The organism is Devosia sp. LjRoot16 (genome assembly GCF_964252795.1).
GTDB lineage: Bacteria > Pseudomonadota > Alphaproteobacteria > Rhizobiales > Devosiaceae > Devosia_A.
Genome location: NZ_CAXUPH020000001.1, coordinates 1509764 through 1524336 on the forward strand (window position 1 = coordinate 1509764; position 14573 = coordinate 1524336).

Consider the following 14573-nt stretch of genomic DNA (forward strand, 5'->3'; position numbering starts at 1 on the left):
CCCTCGGTCGATCCGGCATCAGGTCGCCGTCACCGGCTCGGCGAACTGTGCGCCATGCAGCCGGGCATAGGCGCCGCGGCGCTCCAGCAGCTCGGCATGGCTACCCTGTTCGACGATCCCCTCGCTGCCCACCACCACGATCCGATCGGCATTGCGGATGGTGGCGAGGCGATGCGCCACGACCAGCGTCGTGCGTCCATCCGACAGCGCGGCGAGCGCCTGCTGGATGGCGTATTCGGTGGCGGTGTCGAGCGCCGAAGTGGCCTCGTCGAGGATGAGGATCGGCGGGTTCTTCAGGAAGATGCGGGCAATGGCGAGCCGCTGCTTCTGGCCGCCCGACAGTTTTACGCCGCGTTCGCCGGTCGGGGTATCGAGCCCATCGGGGAGTGACAGCACGAACTCGTCGAGCGAGGCGCGACGGAGCGCATCCATTACTTCGTCGTCGCTGGCGCCGAGGCGGCCATAGGCGACGTTCTCGCGGATGGTCGAGCCGAACAGGAAGACGTCCTGCTGCACGATGCCGATCTGGCTGCGCAGCGAGGCCTGCGTCATGTCGCGGATATCGACGCCGTCGACGGTGATGGCACCAGCCGTGACGTCATAGAAGCGCGGCAACAGCGAGCAGATGGTGGTCTTGCCGGCGCCGGACGGGCCAACAAAGGCGACGGTCTCACCGGCCGCGATAGTGAGGTTCAGCCCATCGAGCACCTTGTCCTTCGAAGCCGGATCGCCCGAATAGGCAAAGCTCACATCCTTGTAGACGATATCGCCCTTGAGTCCCTCGACCGTCTTGGCGCACGGCCGGTCGGCAGTATCGGGCTCGGTATCGATCAGCGTGGTGAAGCGGCGGAAGCCGGCAATGCCCTTGGGGTAGCTCTCGAGCACCGAGGTGATCTTGTCGATCGGGCGGAAGAACACGTTGACCAGGAGAAGGAAGCTGACGAAGCCGCCATAGCTGAGCTCGCCGGCGATGACGAACCAGGTCCCGGCGACCATCACCACCAGCTGCACGAAGCGGGTGCTGAAATAGCTTAGCGCAATCGACGCCGTCATGATGGCATAGGCGCTGAGCTTGGTAGCGCGATAGCCTTCGTTGTTCTTGGCGAACAGCCCGCGCTCATAATCCTCATTGGCGAACGCCTTCACCACGCGGATGCCACCGACGCTTTCCTGGACGCGGGTGTTGAAATCGCCGACCTGGCGGAACAGCTGCTGCCAGGTGGTGGTCATCCGCGCCCCGTAGCGGCTCACCAGCCAGGTCATCAGCGGCACGATGATGGTGGTGAGCAGCGCCAGCTGCCAGTGCACGGTGAACATCAAGAGGAACGCGCCGATGAAGGTCATCACCGCGATGATCAGGTCCTCGGGGCCGTGATGGGCCACCTCCCCCACCTCCTCGAGATCCTTGGTGACGTGGGTGATCAGCTGGCCGGTCTTGTTGTTGTCGAAGTAGCGGAAGCTCAGCTTCTGGATGTGATCGAAGGCCTGCCGGCGCATATCGGTCTCGATCGAGATGCCGAGCGCGTGACCCCAGTAGTTGACGATGGCCGAGAGCACCGTGTTGAGCGCAAACACCGCCAGCAGCAAGGCTGCCGTCCCCGCGATCAGCCCCCAGTTCTGCCCCGGCAGCAGGTCGTCGACGAACAGTTTTACCGCCAGCGGAAAGCCAAGCTCGAGGAGCCCGGCGAGCACGGCACAGCCAAAATCGAGAAAGAACAGGTGCTTGTACGGGGCATAATAGGCAAAGAACCGGCGCAGCATGAAACTTGTCCGCAGAACTCAGAATATAGGGGGTAGCGCATAGGCCGGTTCAGCCGGGCTGTCCACCCGGGCGGGATGTTCCACGTGAATCCACGGGGGAGCCCAGCAGCCGGGGAGACTACGCCCCGCCTGTACCGGTGGCGGCCTTCGGTTTCACCGCCATGGGCACCTCGCGCATGGGGTCGCTCGCCAGATCGAGCAACTGGCGGGCTGCATCCCGGCTCATCGGCCTCGCGATCAGGAAGCCCTGGGCTTCGGTGTAATCCAGCGCGCGCACGTTCCTCAGCTGCTCCGCCGTCTCGATGCCCTCGGCAGTGGTGACAATTCCCATGCGCCGCCCGATGCCCGCGACGGCCCCCAGAATGATGTGGGCCCCCGCCGTGTTATCCAGGGCGCGAACGAACGAGCCATCGATCTTGATCTTGTCGAAGGGAAACGCCAGCAGGTAGTTCAGCGCTGAGAAGCCAGTACCGAAATCGTCGAGCGCCACCTTCAGCCCCAGCGCGTGCAGTTGGTGCAGGATATCGAGGTTCGTCTCGCTCTGCTCGAGGAACAGCGTCTCGGTGATCTCGACCTCGACCCGATTCGCCGCCAGGCCGCTTGCGGCCAGTGCATTGCTCAGCACGTCGATGAGGCTGCCCCGTTCGAACTGCACCGTCGAGACGTTCACCGCGATCCGCATCGATGCCGGCCATCGGGCAGCTTCGGTAAAGGCCTCGCGGATCACCCACTCCCCGATCGGCATGATCAGGCCGAGCTCCTCGGCCAGGGGTACGAAATCGCCTGGCAGAATCAGGCCCTCGGTCGGATGGCGCCAACGCAGCAGAGCCTCGAAGCCGACGATCTTCTGGGCCGCGAGGTTGAGCACCGGCTGGTAGAACAGCTCGAACTCCCCGTTGGCGAGGGCGCGCCGCAGGTCGTGTTCCATGCTGGAGCGGGCACTCAGCGTCTGCGCCAGGTCAGGCTCGAAGAAACTGTAGCCGCCGCGGCGTCCCCGCTTGATCGAGTACAACGCCAGGTCGCCGCTCTTGAGCAGCGCGTCGGCCCCTGCACCGTCCTCGGGCGCCAGAGCGATGCCGATACTCACGCCCACCAACACGGCGTGGTCGTCGATATCGAAAGGCCGCCGGATCGCATCGAGGATGGTGCGGGCCAAAACGAGTGCGCTATCCCGCGTTCCACCGGGAAGCAGCACGGCGAATTCGTCGCCGCCCATGCGCCCAACGACACCTGCCCCGGCGGTGCAATCGGAAAGGCGCGCCGCAACCTGCCGCAGCAGCTTGTCACCGCTGGCATGACCCATCGAATCGTTGATCGCCTTGAACCCGTCGAGATCGAGGCAAAGCACCGCAAAGCCAGTGCCAGAGCCGAGCGTCTCGAACGCCTGCCCCAGCCGCTGGTAGAAGAAGTTGCGGTTCGGCAGTCCGGTGAGCGCATCGTGGTAGGCTTGGTGAGCGAGCTCGGCCTGCATGCTGTGCAGCTCGGTGATGTCCTTGTGCATGGTCACCCAGCCGCCATCGGTCATCGCCTTGTGCGCGACGGACATCACCCGGCCGTTGGCGAGCTGGTGGACCGCCGATGAACTCACCCCTTCTGCCGCCACGAGCAGCCGCTCGCGCAGATAGGCCGCCGGATCGTCGCCGCCGGAGGTGCCGGCGGCGATGCGCGCTTTGAGGATGGTGACCAGATGCGTGCCGACCCGCCCCAGGTGGCGCGGCAGGTTGTACATCTCGAGATACTGATGGTTGCAGACCACCAGCCGCTGGCGCGCATCGAACATGGCGAGGCCCTGTGACATGTTCTCGAGCGCAGTGAGGAAGCGCGTGTTCTGGGTCCTGAGCTTCCGCCGGCTCCGCGTCAGCTGCGCTGTGCGCTTGTCGATCTCAGCTTCGAGCCCGACCTGGAACGCCGTCAACTCGCCGATCATCAGCTCCATCGAGCGATCAGTGCGGGTCCGGTCCAGCTCGGTTTCCTCGTAGGCTGCCGTGACCAGCCTTTCCAGCGCCGCCAGGTCGACCTGACCGGCGGCATCCGTCGATTTCTCCAGCTGCCTGTCAAACAGCTTGCGCAACGCTCACGCCGCCTCTTCGGTCAACACGGTCACCGTCATGGTCTGGTTATGCAGCTGACAGAAACCGGACCCCTCGTCGGGGGAAATCTCGCCGTAGGAATAGAATCCGACCGGCAGGCACCGCTCCGACAGCTCGGCTGTTGCTGCCTCGATTTCCTCGTCGATCCGCTGGCCCATCAGCAGGCGCCGCCCGATGCAGCTCACGAAGATCGCGGCACTCTGAGTATCGCGGGCCGGCCCGGCGCCCAGCACCGCCCGCTGGGTGGCTTCGGCCGCCCCGGCGCAAAGCCGATGGAAATTGCCGCGCATGAGTTGGGCGGACCAACCGGTCGGCATGTCGCCGGCAAAGGTCATGGACCCAGTATCGTGATCGACAGCGAGAATGGTCCGGACCACGCTGCGCTCCGGATGCCGCGGGTCGAATATGCGCAGCGGGAAGAGCAGCGCCGAGCCCGGCAGGTTCTGGCTCTCCTCGGGACCCAGATAGAGCTTGTAGAGGTCGAGCGCCGGCTTGCCATCAACTTCGTACAGCACATTGCCATCGGCGCGGCTAATCCGCCGCATCGGCCCGAACACATCCCAGCCGCCGGCGCTGCCATGACCGATGCGGATCGCATCGCCATAAAAGCCGACCGCGGCGATCGCATTGGGCATCGGCGGGCCATCGCAGCCGACGAGGGTCTCGACAAAGTCAGCGCCATCTCCGGCGAGGCCACCGCTCACCGGTACGCCACGGCCGACCTCATCGACGATGCCTTCGACCAGCGCGCTGCCATTGACGTGCAGCCCATCGGAAAGGACGAACACCCCGGCAAGACCATCGCCCTTGAGGCCCGCGCCGATCGCTTGGCCGGTAGCGCGCGAGTTGGCGGATCCGGCGATATCGGCGCGCATGACGCGCAACGTGGTGGCGTCGAAATCGAGCGCCAGGGCGCAGGCCATATCGTCGCTGACATCAGTACCGGCAAGCTGACCGCCAGTCGAACACCCCAGGACGTGTGCCTCGGGGAAGCGCTGGCGCAGGCTGTCATAGATCGCACCATCAGCAAGCATCTGCCGGGTGCCGAAGTAAAACACCAGGCCAGCCCGATCCAGGCTGCCCGCGTGCTCCAACCAGCGCGAAGCATCATGCCAAAACAGTTGTGAGGCCCGCATATCGCTTTCTCCCAACAGCAGCGAGGCGACCGATTGTCCGCAGTAAACCTTAACACTTCGACGACTCGTCGAACTTGCTTTGCTTGTATGGCGCAACTACCAACAACTACCGATGGCGCAAACCTGCCATGTACCATTGCGCTGGACGTGGATGGCGCACGGGTCTCTTGGGCCGCTTATCGCCTCGTTGCTGAGTAAGCCCGAGTTTCCGGCGCAAGCCAAGCGGTTCAGCGGAGATAGCGACCGACCTTGCTGTTGAGCAGCGCCACCAGCTCGGGCGCCATGAAGGCGTAGTCGTCGGGAATGCCGAGGACGATGACGCGTTTGCCTTTCAAATGCTGGCGAAACTGCTTGCCGAGCTTGTTGCGATGCGATGCCTCCATCACAAAGATGAGGTCGGCCCATTCGATCTGTTCGGGCGACAGCCGAACGATTGCATCGTTGTCGAGACCCGCGGAGTCGGTTTCTACGTCCGGCCAGGTCGCGAAGACCGCCTCTGCGGTCGGGCTGCGCAGGCGATTGCCGCTGCAGATGAAAAGGACGTTCTTCACTGCTGAGGATCCGTGGCCGGCCCGGTGGCCGCCCTCGGTTCAGCCGGGCTGTCCACCCGGTGGGCGAAGCCACCGTGCCGAATGAAATGCAGCACCTGCCGCTGCACCTCGGGCACGCGCATGATGAAGCTGTGGGTCGCCGGGACGACAAGATGGTCTCGCATGCCGTCGACTCGCGTGCGTTCGACCGAAACGCGGCCGTCGTGCGGCCGCGGCAGCAGCAGGTTGCCGAGCAGGTACGGCCAACCTGTCGCACCGGCGATGATGCCCAGCTCGAAGTCGGGGCTCGTTCGCCAGATGCCGCTGCGGTGGCTGGTGGTCAACTGTTGGCCGGCCGGACCATAGAGCCAGCGGTAGGGCGGCAGTGGCGCGAGAAAGTCCGCGACCTCGCTGCCGGCACTGGGCGGCGCCAGCATCACCACCCGGCCGATCCTGGCGTGGGTCGGGCGATCACCAAGCAGCAGCTGTCTCGCAACCAGTCCGCCCATCGAATGAGTGACGAAATGCAGTTTCGGCGCATCCCAGGCGCCGGCGGCGGCAAGCTGCTGTCCAACGATGTCGGCCAGCCCGGCAAGGTCATGGCGTCGGGACGGGTAGTCGAGGTTCAGCGTGCAATAGCCGGCGCCGCGGATAGCGGCCTTGATCGGCCGCATGCTGCGGCTGGTCCGGGCAATGCCGTGCAGCAGCACGACGATTTCCGTTTCGCGGTCGCGGTGTTCCACGTGAATCCCTGCCCGGTCAGGCCCAGCGAACCGCAGACCTGGCGCACACGAAAGCATCGAACCACCAGCAAAAGGTCAACCCCGGCCGGCGTGGAATGCATCGGTTTGGCCGCCGGAGTTACCCCCGGCGGCCGGCTTGTCACTCGTCGCGGAGCTTGACGAGGTCGTTCATCAGGCCTGCCGTACCGTTGTGGATGGTCAGGCGCTCGACCTTGCCGGCGATTTCCGACAAGGCCTCGAGCTCCTTCAGCCGCAGCATCACCGGGTTCTCGGCCATCACCCGCGCGGTGTTGAGCAGCGAACGGGTGGCGTTCGTCTCCTCGCGCCGGCGGATGACGTTCGCCTCGGCTTCCTTCTCGGCCGCGACAACCTTGTTGAGGATGTCGCGCATCTCACCGGGCAGGATCACGTCCTTGACCGCGATCTCACCGACCGTGAGACCAATCGCCGCCATTTGCGTCCGCACCTCGGCAATCGCCTCGGCCTCGGCCGTCACCTTGTCGGCAAGGATCTCGTCGAGGCTCTTAACACCCAGCGACTTGCGGAACGCAAACTGCAGGGCGCGGTAGAGCGCGTCGGCAAAATCCTTGACGGTGGTCGCAGCCTTCACCGCATCCACCACCTGGTACTCGGCGGCGAGGTTCACCCGGAGCGTGACACGGTCACGCGTCAGGATTTCCTGGCCGGTCACGTCGAGCGACTGGCGGCGCAAGTCGATGACCTTCACCACGACCTTGCGGGTCACCGCCTAGAACATGTGCGCACCTGCCTCGAGCTCGCCGACGAACTTGCCGTCGACGAACAGCAGGCCGACATGACCTTCGGCGACGTCGACCGAAGTGACGAGGGCGAGCTTGGCCACACCGGTCAGGCGCTTCTGCACCTTCTCCGGCACGGCGAGATCACCCGCGACGTCGAAGCGCTCGGCGGTCCAGGGACCAGCTTCGGTCCAGTACACCGCACGCTCCTCCGGCTTCAGCACGGCATGCAGGCGCTTGTCGCGAGACACCACAACCACCTCGTCGGCGCCGGCGCGGATCTCGGTCAGGTACTCTTCCGCCACCTCAGCGTGGTCGCGGAACAGCGCCTTGTCGAAGATCGAGACGAACTCCGGACGTGCGAGATCGTGCCATTCGATCTCGAGCCGGCCGCGGTCAGCCCGCAGCACGTGCTCGCCCGGGGTGAGGACCCCATGGAACTTGCCCTTGTACAGCGCAATGACGCGCTGGTTTTCCTTGACGATCAGGCGCTGCACACCGCGCACCCGATCCAGAATTTCGATCACCATGGTCGTCCTCCTTGTAACGTCTCTAGGTCATGCCCTGAGCTCGTCCTTCACTGGTCTGGGCCGGCTGGGCCCGGTGGTTCGCCGGCTCGCACCCTGCGGGACCGGTCGAATGGCAGCGGAGCGTTTTCAGGAAAAGTTGAGAGACTTTTCCGGTTCGAAAGCGCGACCACTCAAAGTCAGGTTCCGGGGCGGCCGACCGACCAGGGGGGCGGGCAGGCCGGCGAGCGGGATGTCGATGGGAACGGCGAAGCCATGGCGCAAACGAGTGCGCGGGCCGGGCCAGAACCATGTTCATCCTTCAGCCGGCGCCGGAGCACCCCTCGAAGGGCGGTCCCGGCTTTGGCAGGCAAGGGAGCCGAAGCCGCCTCGCTGCCGCGACCGGTCCCACATGACCGGCCCCAGAACCCTTAGTCTCAGTAACCAGCACCCTAAGCTGGCGGCCGTTGAAGGGCCGTGATGGAGGGAATCGAACCCTCTACCCTCAGATTACAAGTCTGATGCTCTACCCAAATGAGCTACATCGTGGAGCACACAACGGGAGTCGAACCCGCGACCTCCGGATCACTCCGGCGCTCTGCCTGGCTGAGCTACATGCGCAATCCCGGTTTCCAGTGGCCGGCGGTACACGGGGTGGCAATGCCATCCGCGCCAGGCGAGAGCTCACGAGCTCGACCCTTTGCCAGTCACCGGCGCGTCGCCGGGAGCGGGCGTTTAGGCCTGTTGCTGGAGCGGAGCAAGCAGCAATTGTTGCGTAACTTTCGGTACGGCTGTTGCGCGGCATTTATGCAACAGCAATTGTTACGCGTACTTGGCGTTACGCATGGCGCGTAACTATTTCAGCCGGCGGGCCACTTCATTGCTGAGAAAGCTCAAGTCATCGGGCGCGAGCCTGCCGATATCGCGGGCGAGGCGGTTGGCGAGCTCGGTGGCTTCGGGCGACATGCCGGCGGTGTCGATGGTGATTCTCGGATCGCTCATTTCGGCGAGGCGCTGCAATTCCTCGGCGTCGTCCCAGATGACGTTGAAATAGGCGATGATCTTCTGCAGCAGCGCGAAGGTCGGCTTGCCGCGGCGGCCGTGCTCAAGGGCGCTGAGATAGGCGCTCGAGACCCGCAGCGCCTTGGCCATGTCCTTGAGGGTCAGCCCACGTTCTTCGCGCATGGCGCGCAGTTTGAGGCCCAGTGGTGTCATCGGTAATCCCGCTCTCGCCGCAAGCGAACATAGAAGGCGCCATCACCGCCATGCCCCTGGGCCGCGGTATCCCATCCGGCCACCAGCGGGGCGAGGTTGGGCTCCGACAGCCAGACCGGCAGCATGGCGCGCAGCACGCCGCGCTCGACAATCACCGCCGCATCGTCGCCGAGCTTTTTCAGCCCCTTGCCGGTGATCACCAGGAGGGTGCGATCGCCGCGCGCCGAGCGGGCATGGATGAAGCGGGTCAGCGCCGCATGGGCTTCGACCTGGCGCATGCCGTGCAGGTCAATCGTGCCGTCGATCTCCTCGCGGCCGCGCTGCAGGCGCTGCTTCAGATTGGGCTCGATCCCCGGCCGCGGGGCCTTCTTGCCCGGCCGGCCATCGGATTGATATGGCGCCATAGCAGGCAACAACCGGTGCCGTTTGGGCACCGGCGGCGCCGGAATCGGCAGCGGCTCGGATTCGAGATTGACGAGCGCCCTTTGGGGCCGCGGCGGCCGCAGCGGCGACACCGTCTGCGACACTTCGAGCCAAAGGTGCCAGTCGGGGAGCTGGCCCTTTCCATCCGACCGGCGCTTGGCCATCGCATCGCCCCCGAGCGCGGCCTGCTATTCGAGCTGGCTGGTGGCGACGAGCTTCCAGTTCGGATCGCGCGACTTGGGGTTGCGCGCAAAGGTCCATTCGTCGGCGATGTTGGTGACCTGGTCGGCATTGCCCTCGAGCAGGTTGCCGTCCTTGTCGCGGGTGGCGGAAACCACCTCGGCGTGGAAGCGGATGGTGACGTTGGCGGCGCGCTTGTCGAGCTCGGCGTCCGAGATCTCGACCTTGGGCAGGCCGACGAAAGTGAAATCGACCTTGTGGCCAGCGGTCTCACGGTCCTTGATCACCCGCTCGAAGCCGTCATAGACGTCCTTTTCGAGCAGGTTCTTCAGCGTCTGGCGGTCACCGGCGGCGAAGGCCGTAACGATCATCTCGTAAGCGGATTTGGCGCCTTCCATGAAGCTCTTGGGCGAAAAGCTCGGGTCGGCATCGGCAACCGCCTTGAGCCCGGCCGCTACCTTCTCGTCGCCATGCGCGAACTGGGTAACCTCGGCCTCGAGCTTGCGGGCAGCACGCGCCTGATCCTCATCGGTCTCGGGCGCCGGGCGCGGCCGCATCTGCACGACGTTCTCTTCCCCGGCTTTTGCCGGCGCGGCCTCGCGCTGCGGCGTCCGCTCGCGGCCCGTGCGGGTGCCAAGCACCTGACGCAGGCGGAACAGCACGACGATCGCCAGACCAATGACGATGAGCGTGGGGATATCGAAGAATTCATCCATCGGACGTGCTACTCGCGCCAGAGAAAGGGGGGCGCCCGGCTCGCGGAGCCAGGAATGTGCCCTATATATAGGGAAACGCTCAGCCGGAAACCAGTTCACGTTTGGCTGAGGGGCCTGCCGAGGCCTTTATGACGCAGCGCTTTCGAAAGGGTTACCCCATTGGGCCGCCTGTTGTTCCTGTTCTTCCTCGTGGTGCCGTTGATCGAGATCGCGTTCTTCGTGGTGATCGGCAATGCCATCGGGCTATGGCCGACGCTGGCCGGCGTGGTGCTGACGGCGCTGATCGGTTCGCTGGTGATCCGCATGCAGGGGCTGTCGCTGCTCAACGAGATGCGCTCGACCGTCGGGCGCGGCCAGTTGCCGGCCCGCGCCTTGGCCGATGCGATGATGATCGGCTTCGCGGGCCTCTTGCTGCTGTTGCCCGGCTACTTTTCCGACCTTGTCGGCATCCTCTTGCTGATCCCGCCGGTGCGTTCGGCAATCTACGCGTTCCTCAAGTCGCGGGTCACCGTGGTGACGACGACCACCGGGGCCGGCCCCGGCTTTACCCAGCGGCGTGTCGACGACGGCACGATCGACCTCGATTCCGATGAGTGGCGGCCGCGCTGAGGCCGGAATGCTTGTGGCTCGGGGCCAAAGGTGCTAGCCAGCCGGCCACCGAAAGCTCGAGGAATTTTCGACTATGGCTGACCAGACCCCGCCCGAAGCCGCACCCGCGAACGCCGGCACGGCGCCCAGCTACAGCCTCGTTGGGCAGTACACCCGCGACCTGAGTTTCGAGAACCCGGGCGCACCCGGCTCGGTGATGCTCGGCGGCACCAACCCCAACTTCACCGTCGGCATCAATGTCGGCGTCAAGAAGCAGGCCGACGACCTCTATGCGGTCGAAATCAGCCTCAACGCCAAGGCCGAGCGCGACAAGACCGTGCTGTTCAATGTCGAGCTGGTCTATGGCGGGGTGTTCCGGGTCAAGAACGTGCCCGAGCAGCAGCTGCCGGCCCTGTTGATGGTCGAATGCCCGCGGATGATCTTCCCGTTCGCCCGCCATGTGCTGGCCACCATCGTCCAGCTCGGCGGCTTCCCGCCGCTGATGATGGAGCCGGTGGATTTCCAGGCGCTCTACATCCAGAACGTCCGCAACCTGCAGGCCCAGCAGGCCGCCAACACGCAGCCGAACTAAGTATAGCTGGAGCCAGCAGCCAGTGGGTTGGTGGCGCTGCGCGGTACGCACAGTTCTTGCCCCACCCACGGTGTCATCCCCGCGAAAGCGGGGACCATCCGTTTGAGATGGTGCCGCAAGCAAGAAAACAGAGCTTACCGCTTTCGCGGGAATGACCCGGCGGCTGGGGCACGGCCATAGTTAGGACGTATCGGCGTTTGCCTGGGCCCAAGCCTATTCGGCTGCCACCTGCTCGGTGGGATAATTGCTCCACAACGCGTCGGCGCCCAGGGTGCCGACGAGTTTCAGATGAGCGGCGAACTCGCTATCGCTGAGGCGGGACGGCAGCGGCACCGGTCGCTGCCGCGCCGGCACGATGGTGACAGTAATGCCGGGCTCGACATGCGTCTCGGCCACCAGCGCCAGCGCCACCTGCCGGCCACCGATCAGCTCCAGATAGACATCGGCGAGGATCTCGCTGTCGAGCAGCGCGCCGTGCAGCACGCGCTTCGAATTGTCGATGCCATAGTGCTTGCAGAGCGCATCGAGGCTGACCCGGGCGCCCGGATGACGCTCGCGCGCCACCATCACGGTATCGATCACCTCGTTGGTGAGACTGGGGCGGCCGAGCTTTTCGAGCTCGTAGTTGAGAAACCCCATATCGAACGGCGCGTTGTGGATGACCAGCGTCGCATCGGTGATGAACTCCAGGAAGCCGTCCACCTCCGCGCGGAACAGCGGCTTGTCTCGCAGGAACTCGGTCGACAGCCCGTGCACCCGGAACGCCTCGTCCGGCACGTCGCGCTCGGGATTGAGGTAGATGTGGAAGTGCCGCCCGGTCGGGATGTGGTTGATCAGCTCGACGCAGCCGATCTCGACGATGCGGTCGCCCGTCACCGGAGACAGGCCGGTGGTTTCGGTATCGAGGACGATCTCGCGGGTCATCTGGCCTGAGCTTCTTGACGCAGCCTCTGCACCAGTTCGGCAACCCTGTCTCGGGTCGCATCGATGGTATCGGAGGTGTCGATTATGTAGGTGGCGCGTTTCACCTTTTCAGCCTGCGGCAGCTGTCGGGCAAGGATGGCCTCGAGCTTTTCCACCGTCATCCCCGGCCGGGCCAGAGCCCGCCGGCGCTGCTCGGCTTCGTCGACTACCGTGACGATCACCGCATCGAGGCCCCAGTCGACGCCGTTCTCGAACAGCAGCGGGATATCGACCACCGCAATTGCTTCGCCGCGTGCCGCGGCATCGGAAAGAAACGACCTGATCCGCGCCCGCACCAGCGGATGAACGATGGCCTCGAGCTGCTGCAACCGCTGGGGATGACCGATCAGCTGCCGGCTGAGTCTTTCACGATCGATGACGCCATCGACGCTGACCCCGGGGAAGGCCGCTTCGACCGGGGCCACTGCCGCCCCACGATAGAGCTCGTGCACCGCCTCGTCGGACGAAAAGGTCGGCACCCCCAGATCGGCGAAAGCCTTGAGAGCAGTGGACTTGCCCGTGGCGATCGAACCGGTAAGGCCGAGCTTCAGCATCAGAGCGTCGCCTCGATCCTTGCCCGCAGCGCCGGCGTCACCACCGGGCGCACGCCGAACCAGGCGGCAAAGCCCGGAACCGCCTGATGCAGCAGCATGCCGAGGCCATCGACGGTGCGCAGCCCCAGGGCCCTGGCGTCGGCGAGCAGCGGGGTGACCAACGGCACGTAGACGATATCGGTGACCAGCGCGGTCCGTGGCAGCAGCGTTAAGTCGAGATCCTCGAACCGGGTGTCGTGCATGCCGATCGAAGTGGTGTTGACCACGAGGCCGGCGCCGGGAGCGTAACGGGCATAGTCGGAGAGCGCGCCCGGAACGAACGGCCCAGAGATTTCCGTCGCCAGGGCCGCGGCCTTTTCCGGCGTGCGGTTGAGCAGCACGATTTCGGGGACCCCCTGCTCCCGCAAGGCCACGAGGATGGCGCGGGCTGCCCCGCCGGCGCCGAACACGATGGCGCGCTCGAGCCCCTGAGCCCAACCGGCGGCGTTCTGATCGAGATTGCCGAGAAAACCCATATAGTCGGTGTTGAACCCGTGGATACGGCCATCGGGCTGACGCACCAGAGTGTTGGCCGCGCCGATGGTCCTGGCCAGCGGATCGACGCTGTCGCAGAGCGCGAACACCGCTTCCTTGTGCGGGATGGTGACGTTGCCGCCGACAAACTCGCCTTGGCGCAGCCGCTCGACAAAGGCCGGCAGATCCTCCGGCGCGACGTCGATCGCCTCGTAGCTGCCATCGATGCCATGCTCGGCCAGCCACGTGCCGTGGATCAGCGGCGAGCGGGAGTGCTTGATCGGATGGCCGATGACGAAGGCTTTTTTCACGTGAATCACTGGCTCAGGGTTTCCGGCGCATGCTGACGCAAGGCCTGGAGCAGAGGCAACAGCGGCAGCCCCAGAATGGTGAAATAGTCGCCCTCGATCCGCTCGAACAGTCGGATCGAGGCACCTTCGAGCCGGTAGGCGCCGACCGAGCCGAGAACATCGACCCCCTCCAGCGCAAGCACCAGGTCGCGCTCCGCCGCATCGAAGCGGCGCATGGTCAGCGCGGCGGTTTCCGTGCTCGACCACAGCAGACTGCCGTTGGCGGCGAGCGCCAGACCGGCGTGCAGATGGTGCGTTCGACCAGCCAGCCGATCGAGCTGCGCTGCCGCCGCGGCGAGGCTTTCCGGCTTGTGCAGCAGCTCGCCGTCCAGCGCCAGCACCTGATCGGCACCGATGACGATGCCCGGACGGGAGCCGGAAACGGCAAGTGCCTTGGCTTCGGCGAGGCGGCGCGCCACCTGCGGCGCAGCTCCGCCTTTCCCCAGCACATCGGCTTCGAGAGCCCGTTCGTCGATTGGCGCTGGACTCGTCTCGAATCGCAGCCGGGCCCCCGCCAGCAGGGCCTTTCGCGTTGGGCTCTTCGAAGCGAGGATCAGCATGGTCAGGGTTTTCCACACTGTCCTTGTTCGCTCAAGTCCGCTGGCGGTGGAAAAGCCGATGAGCCGCGTGGCGGGCCGAGTTCTCCCCGCTGGGACGAAATCCTTCAACAGCCCGGCCCCCGGGGAGAGTTAACGAAGGCTTAATGTGAGCTACGGGGATAACCGCTTGCGTCTGGCACGCCATCATCCACAGGCTCGTTAACGGTTCGTTAGCGATTGTGACATGGTTAAGACTTAGTAAACCGGACGACTCCGGGGACGCCCGGCTTTGTCTACAGACGACGATTCACAGCCTCGGCTTAGCCCCCGCGCCGCGCGCTTCTGTCGCCGCCATGCGCGTTGTGGGCAAAGCGGAATTCCTGCAAAACACCGCCATGATAATGATGATTAAGAAT

The 14573-nt window shown here is 65.0% G+C and carries 16 protein-coding genes and 2 tRNA genes; 2 read left to right on the forward strand and 16 right to left on the reverse strand.

Annotation, left to right across the window (positions count from 1 at the left end; genetic code table 11):
• Positions 1-18: 18 nt before the first annotated feature.
• From ACSQ23_RS07060 to ACSQ23_RS07115, 12 genes are all read right to left on the reverse strand, one after another.
• Entirely contained in the window at positions 19-1761 is a 1743-nt protein-coding gene (locus ACSQ23_RS07060) for an ABC transporter ATP-binding protein (protein ID WP_436090165.1), read from the reverse strand.
• Between the two features lie 118 nt (positions 1762-1879).
• On the reverse strand, positions 1880-3832 hold the full coding sequence (locus tag ACSQ23_RS07065; protein ID WP_436090166.1) for a putative bifunctional diguanylate cyclase/phosphodiesterase: 1953 nt from the start codon (positions 3830-3832) through the stop codon (positions 1880-1882).
• Positions 3833-3835: 3 nt separating this feature from the next.
• The gene (locus tag ACSQ23_RS07070; RefSeq protein WP_197421023.1) at positions 3836-4909 is read right to left on the reverse strand and encodes an FIST signal transduction protein; all 1074 of its coding nucleotides are present in this window, start codon (positions 4907-4909) and stop codon (positions 3836-3838) included.
• Between the two features lie 305 nt (positions 4910-5214).
• Positions 5215-5538, reverse strand: coding sequence for a low molecular weight protein tyrosine phosphatase family protein (locus ACSQ23_RS07075; protein WP_055874544.1), 324 nt, complete (start codon positions 5536-5538; stop codon positions 5215-5217).
• Positions 5535-6260, reverse strand: coding sequence for an esterase/lipase family protein (locus ACSQ23_RS07080; RefSeq protein WP_436090167.1), 726 nt, complete (start codon positions 6258-6260; stop codon positions 5535-5537). Before ACSQ23_RS07080 ends, ACSQ23_RS07075 begins: the two co-directional genes overlap by 4 nt.
• A gap of 139 nt (positions 6261-6399) precedes the next feature.
• Entirely contained in the window at positions 6400-7005 is a 606-nt protein-coding gene (locus tag ACSQ23_RS07085) for a slipin family protein (RefSeq protein ID WP_436090168.1), read from the reverse strand.
• Between the two features lie 3 nt (positions 7006-7008).
• Entirely contained in the window at positions 7009-7548 is a 540-nt protein-coding gene (locus tag ACSQ23_RS07090; RefSeq protein ID WP_436090169.1) for a hypothetical protein, read from the reverse strand.
• 454 nt (positions 7549-8002) lie between these two features.
• A tRNA-Thr gene (locus tag ACSQ23_RS07095) sits at positions 8003-8070 on the reverse strand.
• Position 8071: 1 nt separating this feature from the next.
• Positions 8072-8145, reverse strand: a tRNA-OTHER gene (locus ACSQ23_RS07100).
• 234 nt (positions 8146-8379) lie between these two features.
• On the reverse strand, positions 8380-8739 hold the full coding sequence (locus ACSQ23_RS07105; protein WP_436090170.1) for a helix-turn-helix domain-containing protein: 360 nt from the start codon (positions 8737-8739) through the stop codon (positions 8380-8382).
• Positions 8736-9326, reverse strand: coding sequence for a Smr/MutS family protein (locus ACSQ23_RS07110; protein ID WP_436090171.1), 591 nt, complete (start codon positions 9324-9326; stop codon positions 8736-8738). The genes ACSQ23_RS07105 and ACSQ23_RS07110 overlap by 4 nt, the downstream gene beginning before the upstream one ends.
• A gap of 24 nt (positions 9327-9350) precedes the next feature.
• The gene (locus tag ACSQ23_RS07115) at positions 9351-10058 is read right to left on the reverse strand and encodes a Tim44/TimA family putative adaptor protein (RefSeq protein ID WP_055874565.1); all 708 of its coding nucleotides are present in this window, start codon (positions 10056-10058) and stop codon (positions 9351-9353) included.
• 159 nt (positions 10059-10217) lie between these two features.
• Between ACSQ23_RS07115 and ACSQ23_RS07120 the strand changes: the two genes are divergently transcribed.
• Together ACSQ23_RS07120 and secB are read left to right on the forward strand one after the other, a co-directional pair.
• The gene (locus tag ACSQ23_RS07120; RefSeq protein WP_156384465.1) at positions 10218-10667 is read left to right on the forward strand and encodes an FxsA family protein; all 450 of its coding nucleotides are present in this window, start codon (positions 10218-10220) and stop codon (positions 10665-10667) included.
• A 73-nt stretch (positions 10668-10740) separates the two neighbouring features.
• Positions 10741-11238, forward strand: a complete 498-nt coding sequence (secB, locus tag ACSQ23_RS07125) for a protein-export chaperone SecB (RefSeq protein ID WP_055874567.1) — start codon at positions 10741-10743, stop codon at positions 11236-11238.
• A 213-nt stretch (positions 11239-11451) separates the two neighbouring features.
• On the opposite strand, the gene dnaQ is transcribed toward secB, so the two are convergent.
• From dnaQ to ACSQ23_RS07145, 4 genes are read right to left on the reverse strand one after another with little or no spacing between them, the layout of a single operon-like run.
• Positions 11452-12162, reverse strand: a complete 711-nt coding sequence (dnaQ, locus tag ACSQ23_RS07130; protein ID WP_055874569.1) for a DNA polymerase III subunit epsilon — start codon at positions 12160-12162, stop codon at positions 11452-11454.
• Entirely contained in the window at positions 12159-12755 is a 597-nt protein-coding gene (gene coaE / locus ACSQ23_RS07135) for a dephospho-CoA kinase (RefSeq protein ID WP_436090172.1), read from the reverse strand. The genes dnaQ and coaE overlap by 4 nt, the downstream gene beginning before the upstream one ends.
• Positions 12755-13588, reverse strand: coding sequence for a shikimate dehydrogenase (locus ACSQ23_RS07140; protein WP_436090173.1), 834 nt, complete (start codon positions 13586-13588; stop codon positions 12755-12757). The genes coaE and ACSQ23_RS07140 overlap by 1 nt, the downstream gene beginning before the upstream one ends.
• Positions 13585-14178 (reverse strand): Maf family protein, encoded by a 594-nt coding sequence (locus ACSQ23_RS07145; protein ID WP_436090174.1) that lies wholly within the window; start codon positions 14176-14178, stop codon positions 13585-13587. Before ACSQ23_RS07145 ends, ACSQ23_RS07140 begins: the two co-directional genes overlap by 4 nt.
• Positions 14179-14573 lie beyond the last annotated feature (395 nt).

Coding starts and splice junctions, on each gene's coding strand:
- secB (WP_055874567.1), top strand. CDS start 10,741: ATGGCTGACCAGACCCCGCCCGAAGCCGCACCCGCGAACGCCGGCACG.
- ACSQ23_RS07090 (WP_436090169.1), bottom strand. CDS start 7,548: ATGGTGATCGAAATTCTGGATCGGGTGCGCGGTGTGCAGCGCCTGATC.
- ACSQ23_RS07110 (WP_436090171.1), bottom strand. CDS start 9,326: ATGGCCAAGCGCCGGTCGGATGGAAAGGGCCAGCTCCCCGACTGGCAC.
- ACSQ23_RS07105 (WP_436090170.1), bottom strand. CDS start 8,739: ATGACACCACTGGGCCTCAAACTGCGCGCCATGCGCGAAGAACGTGGG.
- ACSQ23_RS07060 (WP_436090165.1), bottom strand. CDS start 1,761: ATGCTGCGCCGGTTCTTTGCCTATTATGCCCCGTACAAGCACCTGTTC.
- coaE (WP_436090172.1), bottom strand. CDS start 12,755: ATGCTGAAGCTCGGCCTTACCGGTTCGATCGCCACGGGCAAGTCCACT.
- ACSQ23_RS07145 (WP_436090174.1), bottom strand. CDS start 14,178: ATGCTGATCCTCGCTTCGAAGAGCCCAACGCGAAAGGCCCTGCTGGCG.
- ACSQ23_RS07115 (WP_055874565.1), bottom strand. CDS start 10,058: ATGGATGAATTCTTCGATATCCCCACGCTCATCGTCATTGGTCTGGCG.
- dnaQ (WP_055874569.1), bottom strand. CDS start 12,162: ATGACCCGCGAGATCGTCCTCGATACCGAAACCACCGGCCTGTCTCCG.